14 protein-coding genes and 1 pseudogene are annotated in these 20,284 nt (G+C 63.7%); 8 read left to right on the forward strand and 7 right to left on the reverse strand.

Features of this window, described 5'->3' with window-relative positions; genetic code table 11:
* Nucleotides 1–5: 5 nt before the first annotated feature.
* Nucleotides 6–1,277 carry a sugar transferase gene (locus ETO60_RS08815; RefSeq protein ID WP_130004841.1) on the reverse strand — a complete coding sequence of 424 codons (1,272 nt, stop codon included), beginning with the start codon at nt 1,275–1,277 and terminating at the stop codon, nt 6–8.
* A 195-nt stretch (nt 1,278–1,472) separates the two neighbouring features.
* Between ETO60_RS08815 and rfbC the strand changes: the two genes are divergently transcribed.
* From rfbC to rfbA, 4 genes are read left to right on the forward strand one after another with little or no spacing between them, the layout of a single operon-like run.
* Nucleotides 1,473–2,045, forward strand: coding sequence for a dTDP-4-dehydrorhamnose 3,5-epimerase (gene rfbC / locus ETO60_RS08820; RefSeq protein WP_130004843.1), 573 nt, complete (start codon nt 1,473–1,475; stop codon nt 2,043–2,045).
* A gap of 7 nt (nt 2,046–2,052) precedes the next feature.
* Nucleotides 2,053–3,105, forward strand: a complete 1,053-nt coding sequence (gene rfbB / locus ETO60_RS08825; RefSeq protein WP_130004845.1) for a dTDP-glucose 4,6-dehydratase — start codon at nt 2,053–2,055, stop codon at nt 3,103–3,105.
* Between the two features lie 2 nt (nt 3,106–3,107).
* Nucleotides 3,108–3,995 (forward strand): dTDP-4-dehydrorhamnose reductase, encoded by an 888-nt coding sequence (rfbD, locus tag ETO60_RS08830; RefSeq protein WP_130004847.1) that lies wholly within the window; start codon nt 3,108–3,110, stop codon nt 3,993–3,995.
* Nucleotides 3,992–4,861: a glucose-1-phosphate thymidylyltransferase RfbA gene (gene rfbA / locus ETO60_RS08835; RefSeq protein ID WP_130004849.1), complete on the forward strand. Its 870-nt coding sequence runs from the start codon at nt 3,992–3,994 to the stop codon at nt 4,859–4,861. The genes rfbD and rfbA overlap by 4 nt, the downstream gene beginning before the upstream one ends.
* A gap of 556 nt (nt 4,862–5,417) precedes the next feature.
* On the opposite strand, the gene ETO60_RS08840 is transcribed toward rfbA, so the two are convergent.
* From ETO60_RS08840 to ETO60_RS08850, 3 genes are all read right to left on the reverse strand, one after another.
* Nucleotides 5,418–6,734 (reverse strand): McrC family protein, encoded by a 1,317-nt coding sequence (locus tag ETO60_RS08840; RefSeq protein WP_130004851.1) that lies wholly within the window; start codon nt 6,732–6,734, stop codon nt 5,418–5,420.
* Complete coding sequence (locus tag ETO60_RS08845; RefSeq protein ID WP_130004853.1) at nt 6,731–9,853, reverse strand: AAA family ATPase; 3,123 nt, start codon at nt 9,851–9,853, stop codon at nt 6,731–6,733. The genes ETO60_RS08840 and ETO60_RS08845 overlap by 4 nt, the downstream gene beginning before the upstream one ends.
* A 130-nt stretch (nt 9,854–9,983) precedes the next feature.
* Nucleotides 9,984–10,301 carry a hypothetical protein gene (locus ETO60_RS08850; protein ID WP_130004855.1) on the reverse strand — a complete coding sequence of 106 codons (318 nt, stop codon included), beginning with the start codon at nt 10,299–10,301 and terminating at the stop codon, nt 9,984–9,986.
* On the opposite strand from ETO60_RS08850, the gene ETO60_RS08855 reads away from it, so the two are divergent.
* From ETO60_RS08855 to ETO60_RS11515, 4 genes and pseudogenes are all read left to right on the forward strand, one after another.
* Nucleotides 10,214–11,194: a DUF5681 domain-containing protein gene (locus ETO60_RS08855; protein ID WP_234026413.1), complete on the forward strand. Its 981-nt coding sequence runs from the start codon at nt 10,214–10,216 to the stop codon at nt 11,192–11,194. The two genes, ETO60_RS08850 and ETO60_RS08855, sit on opposite strands and share 88 nt — an antisense overlap.
* A gap of 244 nt (nt 11,195–11,438) precedes the next feature.
* A complete protein-coding gene (locus ETO60_RS08860; RefSeq protein WP_130004859.1) occupies nt 11,439–12,050 on the forward strand; it encodes an Ig-like domain-containing protein in 612 nt (203 codons plus the stop codon).
* A gap of 577 nt (nt 12,051–12,627) precedes the next feature.
* A complete protein-coding gene (locus ETO60_RS08865; RefSeq protein ID WP_130004861.1) occupies nt 12,628–16,968 on the forward strand; it encodes an RHS repeat-associated core domain-containing protein in 4,341 nt (1,446 codons plus the stop codon).
* Nucleotides 16,969–17,297: 329 nt separating this feature from the next.
* Nucleotides 17,298–17,510, forward strand: a pseudogene (locus ETO60_RS11515) (phospholipase A2); the annotation flags it as partial.
* A 409-nt stretch (nt 17,511–17,919) separates the two neighbouring features.
* Here ETO60_RS11515 and tnpC read toward each other — a convergent pair.
* The 3 genes from tnpC to tnpA are packed head-to-tail and all read right to left on the reverse strand — an operon-like array spanning nt 17,920 to nt 20,277.
* The gene (gene tnpC, locus ETO60_RS08875) at nt 17,920–19,437 is read right to left on the reverse strand and encodes an IS66 family transposase (RefSeq protein WP_130004863.1); all 1,518 of its coding nucleotides are present in this window, start codon (nt 19,435–19,437) and stop codon (nt 17,920–17,922) included.
* Between the two features lie 31 nt (nt 19,438–19,468).
* Nucleotides 19,469–19,825: an IS66 family insertion sequence element accessory protein TnpB gene (gene tnpB / locus ETO60_RS08880; protein ID WP_130004865.1), complete on the reverse strand. Its 357-nt coding sequence runs from the start codon at nt 19,823–19,825 to the stop codon at nt 19,469–19,471.
* Nucleotides 19,822–20,277 carry an IS66-like element accessory protein TnpA gene (gene tnpA, locus ETO60_RS08885; RefSeq protein WP_130004867.1) on the reverse strand — a complete coding sequence of 152 codons (456 nt, stop codon included), beginning with the start codon at nt 20,275–20,277 and terminating at the stop codon, nt 19,822–19,824. The genes tnpB and tnpA overlap by 4 nt, the downstream gene beginning before the upstream one ends.
* Nucleotides 20,278–20,284: the final 7 nt, after the last annotated feature.

Genomic DNA, 20,284 nt, shown 5'->3' on the forward strand with positions numbered 1-20,284 from the left:
GATCCTCATCGCGCTCCGAAGCCGGTCACCATAGTGCGTATGGTCCGCACCACAATGAGCAGATCGATCCACGGAGAGTACTGCTTGATGTAGTAGAAATCGTAATGCAGCTTGCTCCGCACCGCGTCCACATCGGCGACGTGCCCTTGGCAGACCTGTGCCCAGCCTGCAATGCCGGGCCGCACGATGTGACGGTAGCGGTAGAACGGGATTTCCTTCTCGTACCACCGGGACAGCACCACGGCTTCGGGCCGGGGTCCGATCAGGCTCATCTCCCCGCGCAGCACGTTGATCAGCTGCGGCAGCTCGTCGATGCGCGATTTGCGCAGGAACCGGCCGAGCGGGGTGATCCGGTGGTCCCTGTCACGGGTGATGGCAAGATCCCGCTCGTCGCGGTCATCGCCGTCCGCGACCCGCATGGTCCTGAACTTGTAGACCCAGAACGGGCGGCCTTGGTAACCGATCCGCTGCTGGCGGAACAGGGCAGGGCCGTCCGACGTGAGCCGCACGAGCAGACCGACGAGGAGCAGCAGAGGGAGAAGCAGGAGCCCGAGAACCGCCGCCGCGAGCCAGTCCAGCACAGCCTTGAAGACCATGTAATCCTGCCGCGGGGCGAGCGAGCCGAAGCTGTTCTCCGACAGGTGCTCGAGTTCCACCCGGCCGGTCAGCGATTCAATCAGATGCTTCACATGGAAGACCGACACCCTGTTCAGGGCATAGTCGGCCAGGCGGCGGTCCCATTCGCTCGGCAGATCGATCCGCAGATCGGCCGCGATGGCGTCGAGGTCGCTGATGTCGTCGTCGGGCGAGGTCAGCATGCGCCATGACACGTTCGGGATGTCGTGCAGCTGCCCGACCTGCCCGAAGGGGAGAACGCCGATCGTCAGCCGCTGCCGGCGCTGCGCCAGCACGGCCATGATGAAGAACCACAGCAGGGAAATGGCAAAGCCGGCCGAAAGGTTGACCCGGTTGTAGGGAATGCGCCCGAAGACGTAGACGATCAGGAGCGCGCCAAAGGCAGCCCCGAAGGCCGGCAACGTGTAGGCGAGCGCCTCCGAGCCGGGATAGGTGGCCACATTGCGCATCAGCCACGCGCCGAGCACGATCGCCACCATGGTGCCGGCGAGGGTGTTGTTCAGAACGCCGATGTCGCCGGGTTCCGCATCGATGGCCAGCCGCAGGAGATAGGGCAGCACCGCCGCGAGCAGCACGCCCACGGGGATCTGGAAGCGGAGGCGGGTCCAGAAGCTCGCTCGCAGGGGGCGAAGAGCCGTCATCTCGGAAGAAGCCGGTCCGGGCGCGGCGCCGGTGAGGCCTCGCGGGGTGACAAGGCCCGCCGAACGCCGATCGTCTCGAGGAAAAGAATCGAAAAAGTCACGATGACCCGGACAGCGTTCCAGAAGGCATGCGGATTGGCAGCGCGGCGCAATAGCGGTTGTTCCGGCGGACGTGAATAGCTAATGGCCGCGCCAATGTCGCCCGGCACCGTTCGCATCATTTCTCCTGTTCGTCACGGCGATGCGCGTGGCTGGCTGTCCGAGGTGTGGGTGGAGGAGCGCTGGCGCGATTACGGTGTCGACTGCCGGTTCGTGCAGGACAATCACAGCTATTCCGCCGCGCAGTTTACCTTGCGCGGGCTCCATTTCCAGACGCCGGACCGGGCGCAGGCCAAGCTGGTCCGTTGCGTGCGCGGCCGGATCTTCGACGCGGTCGTGGATGTGAGAGCGGGTTCGCCCACCTTTGGCCAGTGGGTCGGCGCGGAACTTTCGGCGGACAACGGCAAGCAGCTGTTCGTGCCGGAAGGCTTCGCGCACGGGTTCCTGACCCTCGAGCCGGACTGTGAGGTTCTCTACAAGGTGTCCGACACCTTCGCGCCGGCACACGACGCCGGCGTGCGGTGGGACTCGGCGGGCATCGCCTGGCCGCTGCCGCCGGACGTCATGCCGACGGTGAGCGACAAGGACGCCCGCCTGCCGGTGCTTGCCGATTTCGATAGCCCGTTCACCTATGGCGGCGGTCCACTCACTCTTGTCCAGCAGGACTGAACTTCCCATGCGCATTTTCGTCACCGGCGGCGCCGGATTCATCGGCTCGGCCCTCGTGCGGCATCTCATCCGCCACACCGGCCATCACGTGCTCAACTTCGACAAGCTGACCTATGCCGGCTCGCTCACGACGGTCGAGGAAGTGGCGCATTCGGACCGGTACCGCTTCGTGCAGGGCGACATCTGCTCGGCCGAGGCGGTGCGCAGCGCCATTGCCGAGTTCCGCCCGGACGTCATCACCCATCTGGCCGCCGAGAGTCACGTCGACCGCTCGATCGACGGACCGGGCCAGTTCGTGCAGACCAACCTCGTCGGCACCTTCGTGATGTTGTCCGAGGCAAGGCACTTCTGGTCGCAGCTCGACGAGGAGGCAGCCTCGCGCTTCCGGTTCCACCATATTTCGACGGACGAGGTGTACGGGTCGCTCGGGGAAAGCGGGCTGTTCACCGAAGACACCTGCTACGACCCGCGTTCGCCCTATTCGGCGTCCAAGGCCGGGTCCGATCATCTCGTTTCCGCATGGGGGCACACCTACGGACTGCCGGTGATCATCACCAACTGCTCCAACAACTATGGTCCCTACCACTTCCCGGAAAAGCTCATCCCGCTGTTCATCGTCCGTGCCCTGGCCGGGGAGTCGTTGCCGATTTACGGCAAAGGCGATCAGGTGCGCGACTGGCTGTTCGTCGATGACCATGTCCGGGCGCTGCAGGCGGTGTTCGAACGCGGCGCCATCGGGCGCACCTACAATGTCGGCGGCAATTGCGAGAAGCGGAACATCGAGGTCGGCCAGGCGGTCTGCGCGATCCTCGACCGGCTGCGGCCGCGCGAGGACGGCCGCTCCTACGCCGAACAGCTCACGCACGTGCCTGACCGTCCGGGGCACGACAAGCGCTACGCCATCGACGCGTCACGCATCACCCGGGAGCTCGGCTGGTCGCCGGCCGAGACCTTCGAATCGGGGCTGAACAAGACGGTGCGGTGGTATCTCGACAACGAGGCATGGTGGCGCCCGCTCGTCGAGAGGCGGGCCGCGGAGCGACGCGGCCTGCTTTCATAGTCATGCGGCCGATCCTCGTCACCGGTGGCACGGGCCAGGTCGGCCACGAGCTTGCGCGTCTCGACTGGCCCGAAGGGTTTCGACCGGCCGTGCTCTCCCGTGCAGAGGCCGACCTCACCGATGCCGCGGCGCTGCATCGGCTGGTGACAGGACAGCCGTGGGCGGCGGTGATCAACGCCGGCGCGTACACGGCCGTGGACGCGGCTGAAGGCGACCCGGCGACGGCCTGGGCCGTGAACGCCTTGGGGCCTGAGGCGCTGGCGCAGCTTTGCCGCGACCGCGCCATACCTCTCGTGCAGGTGTCGACCGACTACGTCTTCGACGGCACCAAGCAGGAAGCCTGGTGCGAAGACGATCCCGTCGGCCCGCTCGGCGTGTATGGAGCCTCGAAGCTTGGAGGCGAGCTGGCGGTGCGCGCGTCCGGAGTTCGCCACGCCATCGTCCGCACGGCCTGGGTGGTGAGCGCCCACGGGTCGAACTTTCTCAAGACGATGCTGCGTCTCGCCGGCGAAGGAAGGGAGCTGGCCGTCGTGGCCGATCAGCGCGGCAGCCCCACGGCGGCCGCCGACCTTGCCGCCGCTCTCGCCGCGATGGCCGTGCGCCTCGCCACCGACGGGTCGGCGCCGTCCGGCACCTATCATTTCGCCAATTCGGGCAGCACGACCTGGCACGGTCTTGCCGAGCACATCTTTGCCGGGGCCGCCGCGCGCGGACGGCCGCAGCCGGTTCTGCGCGCCACGACCACGGCAGACTACCCCACGCCGGCCCGCCGTCCGGCCAACTCGCTGCTGTCGACGCGGAAGATCGCCTCGGATTACGGGATCGCGCCACGGCCATGGCAGAGCGGGATCGACGCCATTCTCGACGAACTGATTGGAGAGCCAAGGTGAAAGGCATCATTCTTGCCGGGGGATCGGGAACGCGGCTGCACCCGGCGACGCTGGCGATGAACAAGCAGTTGCTGCCGGTCTACGACAAGCCGATGATCTACTATCCGCTCTCGGTGCTGATGCTGGCCGGCATCCGCGAGGTGCTGATCATCTCGTCGCCGGAGTTTCTCGACAATTACCGGCGCATGTTCGCGGACGGCTCCGCGTGGGGACTGGCCATGTCCTACGCCGAACAGCCGCAACCGGACGGTCTGGCGCAGGCGTTCACCATCGGTGCCGATTTCATCGGCAACGAGCGGGTCGCGCTCGTGCTTGGCGACAACATCTTCTTCGGCGCTCATCTGGTCGACCTTCTGGCGTCGGCCCGCCAGCGCGAAGTCGGCGCCACCGTGTTCAGCTACCGCGTGGAGGACCCGGAGCGGTATGGCGTGGTCGAGCTCGGGCCGGACGGCCGGGCCGTCAGCCTGGAAGAGAAGCCGGCCAAACCCCGCTCGAACTGTGCGGTCACCGGGCTCTACTTCTACGACAACCGGGTGGTGGACTTCGCGCGCACGCTGAAACCGTCCGCCCGCGGCGAGTACGAGATCACGGATCTCAACGCCATCTACATGGAGCGGGGTGAGCTTCATGTGGAGCAGATGGGCCGCGGATACGCGTGGCTGGACACGGGAACCCATGACTCGCTGCTCGAGGCGAGCGAATTCGTGCGCACCATCCAGCACCGCCAGGGGGTCCAGATCGCCTGCCTCGAGGAAATCGCCTTCCAGCAGGGCTGGATCAGCGCCGATGCGGCGCGCTCCCGGGGGGAGCAGCTGAAAAAGACGGCGTATGGCCGCGCCATCCTGGACGCCGTGGATCACGCTTGAAGCGCCCACGCCGCGCAAGGCCGTTGCCCCATCGGGAGGCGCGCGCAGTTCGGGTCTGAAGACGATCGGCAGGCGCCGCGATGGATCAGGAGTGGCGGGACGGAGGGATTCGAACGTCTAAGCCACGGCGTTGAAATTGCAAGACTTCTTCACTACGCGAAACTTTACGCCCACATTTACGCCCACACTTTCACAAAGTGTCCGTGAATCCATTCAGAATCAGACGCTCCCGGCAACGTCCGGGGGCAGAGAGACCGGGCGGCGATCAAATAGCGCCCGCGCACCTTCTTGCCAATCTCCTGTGAACACCTGGCGACCCGTCCGGACGGGTTTTGCCGAGGCTTTCATCGAGGCAACTCAGCAGGTGCATGGGAGCGGGTGATCGCGGCGGATGGTGGGAGACAGCTTGCATATCTCTGTTGAGCTGCCCCTGCGGCCGCTTGTTACCAATTCCGGATGCCGCACCGATCATTGCCGGGAGCTCGGGTCGAACATCCGGGAGCAATATCCCGGACTCGATGACCCAATGGCCAAACCGCTCCCTCTCCTTTCGCTGCTAGGCGGCTACGGACTCCGTCGGGTGAAGGCGCAGATCATCGATTGAAAGCAGGTCCCTCAATTGCCCGACCGCCGCCTTGGGATTGGAGAGGGACAGTGTCGCGACGCCGATCCTGCTGTCGTCGGTCCCGTTGATCCGATGCACGCAGGTCAGCCCGGCGGCCTCAGACCCCAAGCCTCCGTGGTGCGGGTAGAGGAGCAGCAGCCGTGCGCACTGGTAGACGTGGGCATAGGCCATCATCTGGTAGACGTCGGCCTGGCCGACACCGTACTTTGGATCGTCGATGGCCCCCTTGAGGCGTTTCCACTTGGTGTCGATGACGAGCACCGGGGCGCCTCGGCTGGCTATTGTGATGTCCGGCTTCGTCGCGAAGCGGTTTTGGCCTGAGTGCAAGTCAGCTAAGGCATAGCCCCGGGGACCCTGCAGGCGGACCTCAAAGCCCGTTCCAGACAGGGCGCGAGCAAGGCTCCGTCCGACGAACTCCTCGAACAGCTTGTTCATCTCGAAGAGGAGGGAGAAGCCCCTAACGTCACCACTGCTCGTCGTCTGGAAGCGGTCGCCGAGAAGCAGCTTAGCCAAGGAAAGTAGTTGCGCCCACGAGCGGTTGGTTCGGTCGATAACGACCTGGTGCCACGGAAGGGCTTTGACGGGCAGCGCGGTGATGTCGGCGAAGGCAAAGCTAAGCTCCGCCAGTCGCCGCTGGTTCTCCGGCGCCCTCGCAACCTTGGCGAGTTTCATCACCGCTGCTTTCATGATCTGGTTGAGGGCGATATCGGCGCTCAGCTCGTCATAGCGGCACGCCAATCGCTGCGGACTGGCTGCAAGCACTGTGAATTGCCGCTTGACGTCCAACCTGCCCCGGAGGGCCGCGAGGTCATCTTCATGCGGCACGTAGCGGCGGGGAAGACCGCGGTGGAGCGCCTCGAACAGACGGTCGCAGAACAGCCGGATCAGGATTTCGAGCAGGTCGTCCCGCTGCCATCCGAGATCCGTCAGGGCGCCCTCGACGATGTCAAGATCGAGCACGACCGCGAGCATGTGGACTAGGCTTCGACGCGCGGCTGCGTCGCTTTCGTTGCCGTCGATCTTTGGGAGGATCTCAAGCGTCACGTCATCGGCAGCGATGACGCCGACGACCTGCTGGGCGCGCAGCTTCTTTGGATGGTTGACCAGGATGCGCTCGCCATCGAGGCCGGCCGACCGAACGGCGGCCGCGCATTCGACGACGCGGTCCGCGGCCGCCCTGCTGAAGGAACCTGGGCCGGGCTCCTCGATCGGGATATAATCCCACTCGCGGACGCTTCGGCGGATCATCCCGTCAGCTGCCGGTAGGCTTCATGGCTGAACGTGTCGCGGACGGTGTACCGCCACCGCTCGTTCACGTAGTCGCCTTCACCCGCAGCGAGCGGGGCAAGCTTCCGGCGGACGATGAAGCCGCCATCGTCTTCGATTTCCCCGAGCGCCTGCCGGACCCGCTCCCAGTTTTCGTAGAAATATTCCGCGAGCAGCGGGATCACCTTTGCCCGCATCACCTCATCGACTCCCTCCTTGGTCGCACAGCCAAGGAAGTAGGCGTGGCCGATCTGGTGCTCGCGATCGAAAAGATACTCGATGCGATCATTCAGGGCCTGGAGGAGACGTCTCACGTTGATACCCTCGACATCGTCGGACACCAGGTCAGGGTTCGGCATCAGCTCCTTGAAGCGGAAGCGCCGCCTCAGTGCCGTGTCCAGAAGCGCGATGGACCGGTCTGCCGTATTCATCGTGCCGACGATGTGCAGGTTCGCCGGCACGCCGAACGTGTCGCCGGAATAGGGTAGCTTGAGCCGAAGCTCGTTGCTTTCGCCAAGGCGTTTGTCGGGCTCGATGAGCGTGATCAGCTCGCCGAACACCTTCGAGATGTTGGCGCGGTTGATCTCGTCGATGATGAGCACGAACTGGTCGGGGGCCCAAGGAACAGCCGGCGTGTCGCTGGGAAGGAGGCGGGAAAGAGCCTCCTTTTTGACCTTCGCCTCCTTGAGCAGGTAGCACGATTGCATCGTCAGCGCGCCGTCGTAGATCGTGTCGATCGGCAGCGCCTCGTCCAGGACGAGAAGCCAACGCACCGACCGGCGATGATTGTAGGTCCGCTCGCCGGTCGGCTCGTAATAATAGGGTCCGGTGATCTCGCCGATCGCCCGGAAGTGCGAATTCCCTTCCGATACGATGACAATGTCGCCCTCGCGCATGCTGCCGCGGAATCGCCAGACCTGGGAGATATTGCCGCTGTTGCCTTTGGTGCCGGGTTCGATCTCGTTCCACTTGTCGAAAACCGCTTGGTAGTCCTCGTAGCGCGGATCGGACCAGTCGACCTCTCCGCCCCATCCGAGCACGATGTAACCGCCCTCTATCGCGGCATCGTAGATATGATCCTCGGCGCCGGCCCGGCCGAGCGACATCTTGAAGAACTGGCGATTTCCGAGGTCATAGCCGCCCGAGCGCCCGGCGCTTTTGCGCGCCTGCTCGGCGAGCGCCGAGATCTCGCGGAAGACGCCCTTGCGGGGCTCGAGCCTGAATCCGTCCGCTTGGCTGTCATAGCCGTCCTCGTCGCCCGTTGCCGGCCGGAGGCCTTCCACGAAATCCTCATAGGCGTAGGACTGGTGGAAGGTGACGAAGCCAATCTGCCCCGCTTCCATCAATGCGTCGTAGCGCGCCTTGAGATCTTCCCTGCTGTCGGGAACAGCCCCGTCGCAAAGCCGCACCGCCTCCTCGGCCGTCGCGAAGGTCTTCCCGGTGCCGGGCGGCCCGTAAAGAATGAGGTTGGTCGGTCTGGTCACAGTCACTCCCCCGCCGGAGCCCGTGCTCGCGGCGTTGTCCAGTTGAGGGTTTTCAGCCCGATTTACTGCCCAGATGAAGCCCTGGACGTCCCAAAGGTCGCGCGGCTTCCAGCCCCATTCACGATCCATCACGTCGCGAATGGCGCCCATCAGGTCGAGCACGTTGCGATACTCGTCCGCGCTGAGCGGGTTGTAGGTCAGGACCGGCTTGCCGAGGAGCGCGCGAGCGGTCTTCATCACCGGATCCGTGTTGATCCCGTACGCTTCAGCGGGGCGCGCGAAGGCCGCAATCATCGTCGGGATGTTGCGGCTTTCGCTGTACGGAAGGTTCTTCTCCTGGCCTTCCTTGAGAACTGGCCAAGTCTCGTTGACGAAAGCGGCTACCGCGTCAGCGAGGTCGCCTGACGACCTTGCGAGCTGCCCCGCCTGCCGCTCTAGAACGCCGGGGTGCGCCGTGCGAAGGTTCTTGATCCGGGCGTCGGTGCGCCAGCCGAGCAACCCGGACTCCGGCCCCGTCAGCAGGTCGAGAAAGGCCGCGCCGAGCGCCTCATCATCGAGCGGCGGCTCCTTACGAAGCGCCTCCTGGGCCCGCGCCAGAAGCGCGTCCTTGTAGCGTCGCTCCTCTTCAAAATAGCCGCCGCTGCTGGCTGTGAACCCCTCCGGCTCGAAATCGGGGTATCGACCAAGAAACACGGCCTTGAGCCTCTCGAGCGCTTCGCGGTTGAGACCGCTTCCTTGGCCATCATACCAGTCGAGAACCTTGAGCAGTTCTCCGTCGTTCGCTGCGCGGACGCTGAGGACCGGCTTCGGAAATCCGGCGTTGCGAAGATCGGAGGGCGGAGCATGGCTAAGACGGCCGGGCAGATTGGAATGACGGCCCTTATCGGCCGCATATGAGTCCACTTCCTGTGCCGGCGGCGCGCCGGCCCGTTCGTCGTCTTCAAACCATAGCTGGACCTTGGAGATGTCTTTCTGGAGCGCGACCGCCCGCCCGTCCGCGAGCGTGAACGAAACCATCTTCTGGCTGTCGACGTCAGGATCGCCATAGCGCCCGCGCAGGATCGCCTCGGCGCGGGAAACGTCGAAGCTCCCGCTCGAAACCGTTTCGAAGGTGAATTCGGTGGTCGAGCTGTTCTCCGGCCCCTCGCGCCGCACCAACCGAACACCCGCCAGGGCCTGGAACTTCGTGCCGCCGACGGCGCTGCAAACGGCCGGCATGGCGTCCTGCAAACCCATTTGCTTGTGAACGTCGCCCGCGCGGACGACAAAGCGGCTCTCGCCCGCACGGCGGGCAGGTTCGATGATCTTCTTCAGCACGAATGCGCGGATTCGGTCGGCCTGTGACTGCCCGGCGCTCGGCCCGGCGCCGTTCTCGCGGAACTGGCGATAGACGGAGAGCGCCGACCGGTATGATGCCAGGCTCTTGTACGGGTCACCTTCAATCTGGATCTTCGAGGTGTTCGGCTTGCCCGCGGCGTTATCTTCGGCGGAGTAGGCGAGATCCTCCAGGATGGCCGCAAAGCCATCCGCTTCGTACGCATCGTCGAGATCGCCGTAGTGCCTCTCGACCCTGCGGGCAGGGTCTCGCTCTCGCGGACTAGATTGCCGCCGGGCCATTCCCTCAAGCGGGGCGGGGCTCGCTCGATAAGATCCACGGTCGCCTGGTATCGATCGCTCACCGGCACTCCGGATGCCCGGAGCTCGCGCGTCAGCTCGTTGTCGCCGGTTGCCAGATACTCAGCGACCCTCAGAACGGCGCCTTCGAGAACGTCCGTGTCGATCGGCCACCCAGGGATGATTGAGCCGCCCGCTTCTTCGCGCGGCGGTGGAAATCGATAACGTGCGCGAGGAGCTCCCGGCCACGCTCGGACAGCCCGGTTGCCTGCTCGCGAACAAGCCGGCGAAGCCGCTCGCGCCGAAGTTCGGCGGGGTCCTGCTCGACCGGCGCCACCGGCGCAGCATCCCGGCGCGACCACCATTCGATTCCGCCCGGCCTCAGCTCCAGCAGCCAGTTCCGCAGGCCTTCGGTGTTTTCGCAATCGACCCGGTTATGGGAAGCCGCCACGCTGGAGTCAGTTTAAGAAGGGCAAGTCCGGCAATCCCAAAGGCCGGCCGAAGAAGACGCCGGCGTCCATTGCGATCTCGGAGAACCCAACGCTGGAAGCGTTGCGAGCTGAGCTTGGGCGAAAGGTCAAGGTGACCGAGAACGGCGTCACCCGCGAACTGACGGTGCGGGAGATCCAGCTGCGCGCGCAATCGCGCAACGCCATGATCGGCAACGCGCAAGCCCAGCGCGACATGTACCGCCAGGCCCGTGAACTTGACGAGTACGATGCAAAGCTGGCGCAGGAAGCAAAGGCGCGGCGCGCGGACCTGTATAAAGATCACCAGGAGTGGCACGCCGCCATGGTGACAATTTACCAAAGCGCCGCACAGCACGGCTTGGAGCCGAAGATCGTCTGGCCGCATCCGGATGATTTCGTGTTCGATGATGGTGCACAACGGTGCCGTATTCGTGGGCCGATAAGCGAGCGCGACGTGCCGCTGTTCGAGTGGATGCGGGCAGAGCGCGACGCGTTGTTCGTTCGCTCAGCGTTGTGGCTGAAGCGCCCGTCCAAGGCACGCTGCATGCAGATAAACATCTTTGACTGTTTGTGGATTTGTTACGATGTCATGCTGCCTCTTAGATGGCAGACTTGCGGGAACGCGGCGACGCTTCTTGCAGTAATACGCAAAATCTCGCGCCGCGAATTGGAAGAATCTACGAAACACTACGCTGCCAAAGCTGACACGCTGAGGGCGCAGCTGAACTTGCCCTCGCCCGGCAAGGCGGAGTACAAGGTCGCCAATACAATTATGAAGACTGTGGCGCAACGGCTCGGCTATCGCTCGCTTGCGCATCTTGAGGCTGAGCTAGGCGAATCCGGGATCGCGGTCGAGGCGTATTGCGGCTCTTGATCGACACGCCTCTCACCTCAAACGATCATTTCTCTCTGGACTACGGTCGCCGTTGACCCTCATGCTGCAACGTAGAACTTCGGCTGGTTGCATGGGCGCTGCGTCAGAAGCCAGTGAATTGTGTTCTGATCACAAGTGCCCGATGAAGTGCTTCTTCGCCGCGGTGCGTTAAAAGGTTAACGCAATTGACAAAGCGCGCATAGCTGTTGCAACATGTATTTAGCTAGCCTGCTGGAGCCTTTTGATGCGGATGCATTTGTTCGCCGCAGCTGCATGTGCAAGCATCGTTGTGCCAACAGGCGCGGCCTCTCAGCAGGTAATCATCTATGGCTATGATGCACTTGGTCGGCTCACCAGCAGTCAAGGGCAAGGTGGCCAAGTGCAGAACGACACTCGTTCGTGGTGTTATGATCAAAACGGAAATCGGCTCCATGTTCGCGCCGAAATAAGCGGCACGCCAGTTATTTGTCAGGTGCCGCCTAATGTTGCTCCGCCGTCGCCTCCTCCGCCTTCTCCTCCGCCTCCCCCACCAGCGCCGCCCGGCAATACGCCGCCTGTCACGCAACTTGATCAATTCGCTGGCGAGTGCAATGCGAGCGCCACCATCAATGTGACCGCGAATGACTATGACGCCGAAGATGCGCCCAATTTGCCAACGCTGGTAAGCATCAGCAGCAATGGCGATGGGGGCGCCACGGCCCATGTTGTGTCGAGTAGCGCGGTGGTGGCGTATTTGGGTCCAGCAGGCGATTTGACGAGTTTTACATATGTGGTGCAAGACACAGCTTCTGCGACAGCCACGGGCACTTTGATCGTGCATTCGATGTCGTGTGGCGGGATGGTTGACCCGATGTGAGATTCAGTTGCAAGCGCCCAGGAGAGACGGAGGCTCCCTGCAGTAACGCAAGAGCAATGGGAGTGTAGCATGAAATCACAGGACAATTTGCGCCGACCGTGCGTCCCGCTGTGGATCTGCGCTCTGAGCTTGGTGATCGGGGCGCCTGCGCAGGCGCAAATGGGGCAGCTCGGCAACGGCGACGCAGCCGCGCCCGATCCTGATGCCGCCGCAGTATGTATGCGGGGGCAATTGCGCGCCGCTCCACAAGCTGCGCGAGCGTCGCGAGGTAAGCCGCTTGTGGTTGTGGTGGCGCAGCACGACTCAGCACAGTTGGAGGCCGCGGGCTTTCGGCAGGTCCCATGCGGTGCCGTGCCAGCGGCACGAGAGCAAAACCTGGCAGCATATCGCGACGAGGTTTGCTCCTTGGCCCGCAGCGGGAATGAGGCTGTGCAAAATCAGCTGGAACGCGCGCTCGGGGTTCGTCCGGCGCTGCTGTGCGGCAGCGCGGAACTGATCGCAGGTTCGTGGCGGGGTCAGCAAGGGCGCAAGGATCGATAGCGCGGTGGTCTGATTGCGCAGCTTGGGGGGCGAGGCGATGACAAGAAGGTGGTGGCTGCTGCTCGGAACCGCGGTGATGCCGCCAGCCTTGTCCAGCGCGCCGGCCGTCGCGCAATCAGTGACGCTGGACCCGCCGCCTGTCCGTCTTCCGCTCGATGAGCACGGCGTTGACTTGTCAAGCGGCCGGGTCGTGGTGCCCTCATCCAGCGTGGCGATCGGGGGCGACAATGGCCTTGTTCACACCCGTACGCGGGTCGGCAACGGCTGGCGCCACAACTACATCCTGTCGGTCGCGCGGTTCGTGCAAAACGGCAGCGAAATGCGTCGGGTGCAGTTGGGCGGCTCGGCGCATGTGTTCCGCAAGCAGGGCTCTTCGTTTGTGCCCACAAATGGCGAACGCGGATCATTGAGCGAAGATGCGCAAAGCTACACCTACATCGACGCGTCGGGAGCAGTCTATCGATTCGACAAGGCGCCGGTCGCCAACGGCGAAAGTTACTACGAAGCGGTCCTGGCGGTCGGCACTCGCATCACCCGTCCTGACGGGTTCGTCACCACGCTGACCTACGGCTCGGGCTCGTACGAGATGCCGATCTGGAACGGCACGGAGTATTTGACGCTGTTCACCACCCGGCTGTTGTCGGTGAACACCAACACGGGTTATCAGCTCAAGTTCACCTATGCGAGCAGCACACCTGGGTCGTCGAGCCAGGCCGATGAATGGTACCGGATCATTCGGGTTACAGCGATCAACAATGCCGAGGAAGCTTGTGCGCCGAATGCCGACGCCTGCTCGCTGTCACTGCAATGGCCGTTCCTGGCCTATGGCACGCATGTTGAAGGGTTAGAGCGTGTTGAGACGGTCACCGATGTTCTGGGCCGTGCCGCCCGCTTCAGCACCGATGGGGCCAATCGCCTGCGAGGCATCAGGCGCCCCAGCGAAACGAGTGACGGAGTGCGGATCGACTATGATCCGCACTCCCGGGTCAGCACAATCACGCAGCCAGGCACATATCAGCGCCAGTACAGTTGGAGCGTTGATGGCGGCGGGATGCTCACCTCGCAGGCGACCGATGCTCTAGGCCGCACCGTGACCAGCCTGGCCGACCCGGCGCTGGGCGTCGTACGTCGCCAGCAGGACGCGCTGGGCAATGTGACTGAATACGGCTTTGATGCTGGCGGGTTGTTGACCCAAGTCACCCGGCCCGAGGGAGATCGGACGCTGATTGCCCGAGACGCGCGTGGCCGCGTGACTCAAGTGGACCAGATAGGCAAGGGCGGCCAAGGCACCATCACGACCCGAGCGAGCTATCCCGCCCTGACGAACACGGCGCTGGGCACCTGCGAGAACGCAGTGGTCTGTGATCGGCCACACACAACCACCGATGCTCGCGGCCAGGTGACAACCTACCACTGGAACCAGGCAACCGGGCTCATCGATCGGATTGAAGAACCCGCTGCAGCCGATGGCCAGCGCCCCACAACCGTGTTCGGATACACCGCCGTGTCCGCCCGCTACCAAAGTGCACCGGGCGTGTGGGTTCACGCGTCAACGCCGGTGATCAAGCCGTTGTCCATAGCCCGGTGCCGCACCGCGGCCACGTGCAGTGGGTCGGTTGACGAACTTGTGACGGCTTTTGCCTACAACACCGCCGTGGCGCCGGGTACGCAGCCGGTCACGATCGTTCAGCGCCAAGGGGATGGTGGCGGTGTTCAGCGCATCGATCTGGCCTACAACTGGTTGGGGGATGTCCGTTCTCTTGACGGCCCGCTTGCTGGCAGCGACGACACCACGGTTTACCGGCATGATGCTGCTGGCCAAGTCGTCGGTATCGCTCATCCCCGGCCGTTCAGTTGGGGGAATTTCGCGCGCCGCGCTGAGCGCATCACCTACAATGCCGATGGGCAGGTCGCGCGCCGCGAGCATGGTGCTTTGCCCGGTGCGAACGACAGCGACTGGTTGAGCTTTGCCCCGCAACACGAAACGGTGACCGAGTTCGATGCGCGCGGCCGCGTCTTGCGACAACGCCATCTGGAAGCGGGCACCATCAACCAGTTCTCGCTTGTTCAGTATGGCTACGATGCCGCAGGACGCCTAATTTGCACGGCGCTGCGCATGAACGCTCACAACGTGCACCACGGCGTGCCGGCGGACGCGTGCGAGCAGGGTGTGCCAGGTCCCCATGGGCCCGACCGGATCGAGCGGCGGGTGTACACCGCGCGTGACGAGGTCGCGCAGGTTTGGTCGGGCTGGGGCACGGTGCTGCAGCAAAAAACGGCCGAGTTCGCCCACAACCCCAACGGCACGGTTGCTTGGATGGCGGATGCACGGGAGAACCGAACCGCCTTCGACTACGACCCCTTTGATCGCAACTGGCGCATTCGTTACCCCGACCCGGCAACGCCGGGTGTGGTGAGCGCGGGCGATTTCGAGAGCGCGACCTACGATGCTGCCGGGCATGTGGTCGCGCACCGGACGCGCGCGGGCGATACGATCACCTACGCCTATGACAATCTGGGGCGACTGGTGCACAAGGTGGTGCCAGAGCGCGCCGACCTGCATCCGGCGCACACCCGAGATGTGTTCTTCGGGCACGATCTGCTCGGCAACCTTGCCTTTGCGCGGTTCGATGGTCCGGAAGAATGGCGCGATGGCATCGGTTTTGTTCACGACGCGTTCGGGCGCAAGACACGCGAGACGTCAACGCGTAACGGGGCGATTCTGCGGCTCGCCGCGACCTACTATGCCACCGGCGACCGTTGGCAACTGTTCTACCCCGACGGCAACTACGTTTCTTATCATTACGATGTGCTGGGGCGCTTTCACGTGTCTTTGCTGAACGATGTGTCTTACCTGACGCACGATTATCATCACGAGGGCCACACCTTGACCTCGCGCCACCGTGCGCATGTGGGTGGTCTGGGCTGGTGGGAGAACGCGTCGTCGTTTGGCTATGACAAGGCCGACCGGCTGCAGCGGATCGAGCATGGCTTTGTCGGGTCGGCCCACGACACTGCGTCTTCTTTTGTGCGCAACATGGCCGGGCAGATCGTCACGCGCACGCAGTGGAACGCGGCGTTCACCTGGCGTGGTGCGGCCTCGCTGGAGCGTCACTACCAGGCCAACGGCCTCAACCAGGTCACCGCCGCGGGTCCGGCGACCTTCACCCATGATGCCAACGGCAATCTCACCTCGGACGGGACGTACCGCTTCGCCTATGACGCGGAGAACCGGCTGGTGCATCGCAGCGGCGGCGCCGGGGGTGCGGTGGGGCTGGTCTACGATCCCTTGGGCCGGTTGTGGGAGGTGAACACGGCTGCGGGCGGGGTGACCCGGTTCCTTCACGATGGCGAGGAGCTGGTGGCCGAGACCGATGCGGCGGGCGCCCTGTTGAGGCGGTATGTGCATGGGGGCCGCGCGGGGGTGGATGATCCGCAGGTGTGGTTCGAGGGTCCGGGTCTGGGCGAGGGGGCTAGGCGGTATCTGGTGGCGGACGAGCTGGGGTCGGTGCAGGCGGTGACCGATGGCTGGGGCCAGGTGCTCGCCGCCAACACGTATGAGGAGTATGGCATTCCCGGGGCCGGCCATCTGGGCCGGTTCGGCTACACTGGCCAGGTGTGGTTGCCCGAGCTGGGCATCTATCACTACAAGGCCCGCATGTACTCCCCCACCCTTGGCCGGTTCCTGCAGACCGATCCCATTGGCTATGGCGATGGGACCAACCTGTACCGCTACGCCGCCAACGACCCGGTGAACAACGTCGATCCGAGCGGGTTGGCGACGTCGGGCGTTTGCACGGGCACGCGCATTCCGGGGAACTGTCCGGAGAATGGCGGCACCTCCCCCATGTACTCGTCCACCAATGTCTTGGCGACGCAAGGCGGCTCCTGGGAGCTGGAGATCGGAAGCGGCGCCAGCCGGATCGGCCGCAACGGCGAGATCATCGTCGCTCGCACCAGACAGTGGGTGTGGCGGCCGTCGAATAGCGGGGGCGGTGGCAGAGTAGCCGTGAGCGGCGGCCGGACAACGGCAGGGCCGCAAAAGGATGAGCAGCCAGCCAGTGATATTTGCGGCTCGCCAGGAAACTCACAGCACATCCCGGAAGGTATGTCCGCAACATCATTTCAAGGAGCCTGTCGCAAGCACGACCGCTGCTATGGAACCTTGGGAAACACTCAGGAGCAATGTGATCAACAGCTTGGGCAAGATATCCTTGATGAATGTAAAATTAGAGGTGGGTGGCTATGCTCCCTATCGGCATATGTTTATTATCGCGCATTGGCGGGTATCCCAGGAATCATCACTCCGGGCAAAGCAGCTTTTGACAATGCGCAGAACGCAGCTCGTTTGCGCCTACGAGGCGGAATAAGGCCATGAAGGGCGGCGACATTTGGTCCATTCTTGTTCTGTCCTGGGCCGGTCTTACGTTACCAGTCTATATCTTGGCAGCATTGTATCTTGGCTCGTGGGAAAATTTCCTAGCTTCGTTGGATTTTGAGAATATCGGGTCAATGGGGCTAGCGGATATTGGAGTCGCACTTTTCTTTCTTGGGCCGTGGGTAATAATCATAGTTTTTCTAGTGAGAAGATTGATTTCGCGAAAAAGTTAATAGCCGCAAAGGGAAGAGCCAGGAGAAGATCGTAAGCCGCCAGATTTTTGCGGCTCTGCAGGAAATGGTGGGTTAGTCCCTGAGTATTTTCCGAATGAGTGTAGAGCTCATGATTTCTGTTACGGCAATCAATCCATGTCCCACTTAAGCTGCGACAATAAGTTTCGGGACGACATGCTCAGAAATTGTGCCAGTCGAGGTTCATCTCCGATCTGTGTTATAACGGCTTATGTTTATTATCGTTTTGTTCGAGAGCTTGGGGATGACCCTTACCTCGATGCACAACGTGATCATAGGCGGCGGAGATAGGAGCGTATTGAATGACACGATTTCTCCGCTGGCTCGCAATCTTGGGCTTGGCCTCGCTTAGTATCGCTACATTCCTTCTGGCGTTGGGTTTTAGCGGAACCTTCGTAGGCATGTTGACGCCACCGCAAGATCGCGGGGTGACGTTGGGTTTTCTGATAATTTGGGCAGTCATCATCGTTCCATGGTTGCTCATTTTTTGGATCATCAGATCAGCAAGAGCTGGACAAAGCACGGACTAATCGCCGCAAAGTGTACTGCTCGATGATATTCGCGATGCTGCGCGAGACCTCTACTGCTCGCTTCCGGCTATAGAACTGGACTCCACCGCATCGTTTTACGAAGGCCTTGGCGGGGTTTCAGTAATGAGATTGCTTTTGATCCTTCATCAGGTCGAGTGTAACCGCTGTTTTCAGGCCACGGCGGTCCAGGGCATGAGATCGCCAACGCTGTTGGCGGGGTGACCGTTGGCGAGCCTGGTGAGGGTCCCGGTCAGCCATTCGTGGGGGTTGACGCCGTTGAGCTTGCAGCACTCGATGAGCGTGGCGATCACGGCCCAGTTGTCGCCGCCCTCGTCGGATCCGGCGAACAGGGCATTCTTGCGATTGAGCGCGAGCGGCCTGATGGATCGCTCGACGGCATTGTTGTCGAGGTCGATGCGCCCGTCATTGAGGAAGCGTGACAGGCCGTCCCAACGGGTGAGCGCATAGCGGATCGCCTCGCCGAGCCGGCTCTTGGCGCTGAGCTGGCGGAGCCGGGCTTCGAGATACTGGTGGAGATCGTTCACGATGGGGCGGCTGCGCGCGGCGCGCGCGGCGCGCCGCTGCTCGGGGGATGATCCGCGCACGTCCTCTTCGACGGCATAGAGCAAGGCGATCCGGCGCAGCACCTCGGCCGCGACCGGCGAGCTATCGACCAGCTCGTAGAACTTACGCCGGACGTGCGCCCAACAAAAGGCGAGCATGACCTGCTGGCGCCGGCGGCCCAGCGCGACATAGCCGCCATAGCCGTCGACCTGCAGGATGCCGGCGAAGCCCCCGAGATGGGCATCGGGCCGTTCCGCCTTGCGATCGGCGGCATAGACATAGGCGACCATCGGCGGATCCATGCCGCCCCATGGCCGATCGTCGCGGGCATAGGCCCATAGCTGGCCGGTCTTGGTGCGTCCGCGCCCGGGATCGAGCACCGGGGCGGTCGTCTCGTCCGCGAATAATCGTTCGGATCGTCGCAGCCGCTCCAGGATATGGTCACGCAGCGGCCGCAGATACCATGCCGCGCGTCCGACCCAGTCGGCCAGTGTCGAGCGGTCCAGCTGGACGCCCTGCCGGGCGTAGATCTGGGCCTGCCGGTAAAGCGGCAAGTGATCGGCATACTTGGCGACGAGCACCTGGGCGATGAGCGCCTCGGTCGGAATGCCGCCCTCGACGATACGCACCGGCGCCGGCGCCTGGACCACCGCACCCTCGCAAGCGCGGCAGCCATAGCGCGGCCGGCGGGTGACGAGCACCCGGAACGTGGTCGGCACCACGTCGAGCCGCTCGGAGACATCCTCGCCGATCTGGTGGAGGTTGCCACCGCAGCAAGGGCAGGCCGTGTCCTCGACACCGACCACCTGCTCGATCCGTTCGAGATGGGCGGGCAAGGCGCCACGGTTGATCTTGCGCGGCCGCTCATCGCGCACGCGACCTGCCCTTGCTTCGCTTGCGACCTCGGCTTCGGCGAGCGCGGTCTCGGCATCCTCCAGGCCCAGCAGCAGCTGATCGGGATCGAGCTGCTCGGAACGGCGGCCAAAACGATGCCGCTGGAATGCCTCGATGATCGCCCTCAGGCGCTCGACTTCGGCATCGACGCTCTCCAGCTTGCGGGTCTGCTCGAGGACGAGCGCGCGCAGCGCGTCAACGTCGTCGGGAAGGTCGGCTGCCATGAGCATGGGAGCAGTGAATCAACCGGTCGCGTCCCCGTCAACCGGCAATCTGCGGTGCCTGTGGCCGGCGTCCGCCATGGACCCGGCGCCAATCCAGGCCCTCCAGAAGCGCGCCGAGCTGGGCGGCCGTCAAGCGCATCACGCCGTCCCTGATCCCGGGCCACTTGAAGCTGCCCTGCTCGAGCTTCTTGGCCATCAGGCACAGGCCGGTGCCGTCCCACCAGACCAGCTTGACCCGATCTGCCCGCTTCGCCCGAAACACGTAGATCACGCCCGAGAACGGCTTGCCCCCATACTCGGCGGCAACCAGCGCGGCCAAGGAATCCGCACCCTTGCGAAAGTCCACCGGACGCGTCGCGACCATCACGCGGGTGCCCGCGCCAGGGGCGATCACCGCGTCGCCCTGAGCGCTTCGATCACTGCCAAGATCAGCCGCTTGTCCGCGCCGGGCGCGATCTTCACTGCGATCCCGTCCATCTCCAGCTCAACCACGCTCGCCTTCGATCGACGCTGCTGACGCCGCCGCTTGGGCCCGGGAGCGATCACGCTCGCGGACACAGGCTCGACGACGGCGGGCACGAAGCATGCTGGCACGTCCGGCTTGGTGATCGGTGGGGCGGCCTGGGCTTCCATGACCTTGCGATGCTGCTGGCGCCATCCGAACAACTGGGAAGGATCAAGACCGTGCCGCCGCGCTACAGCGCTGACGCTCTCCATCCCCGAATAGCTCTCGGCGACAATCGCCGCCTTCAACTCCGGCGGCCACTCACGCCTGCGACCTGCGCCCGTGAATACCTCGAACCGCTGGACAACCTTGGTGGTAGGATCGTCACCTGTCATCATCATACCACCA

This window comes from Qipengyuania thermophila, assembly GCF_004153605.1.
Taxonomy (GTDB): Bacteria; Pseudomonadota; Alphaproteobacteria; order Sphingomonadales; family Sphingomonadaceae; genus Qipengyuania_B; species Qipengyuania_B thermophila.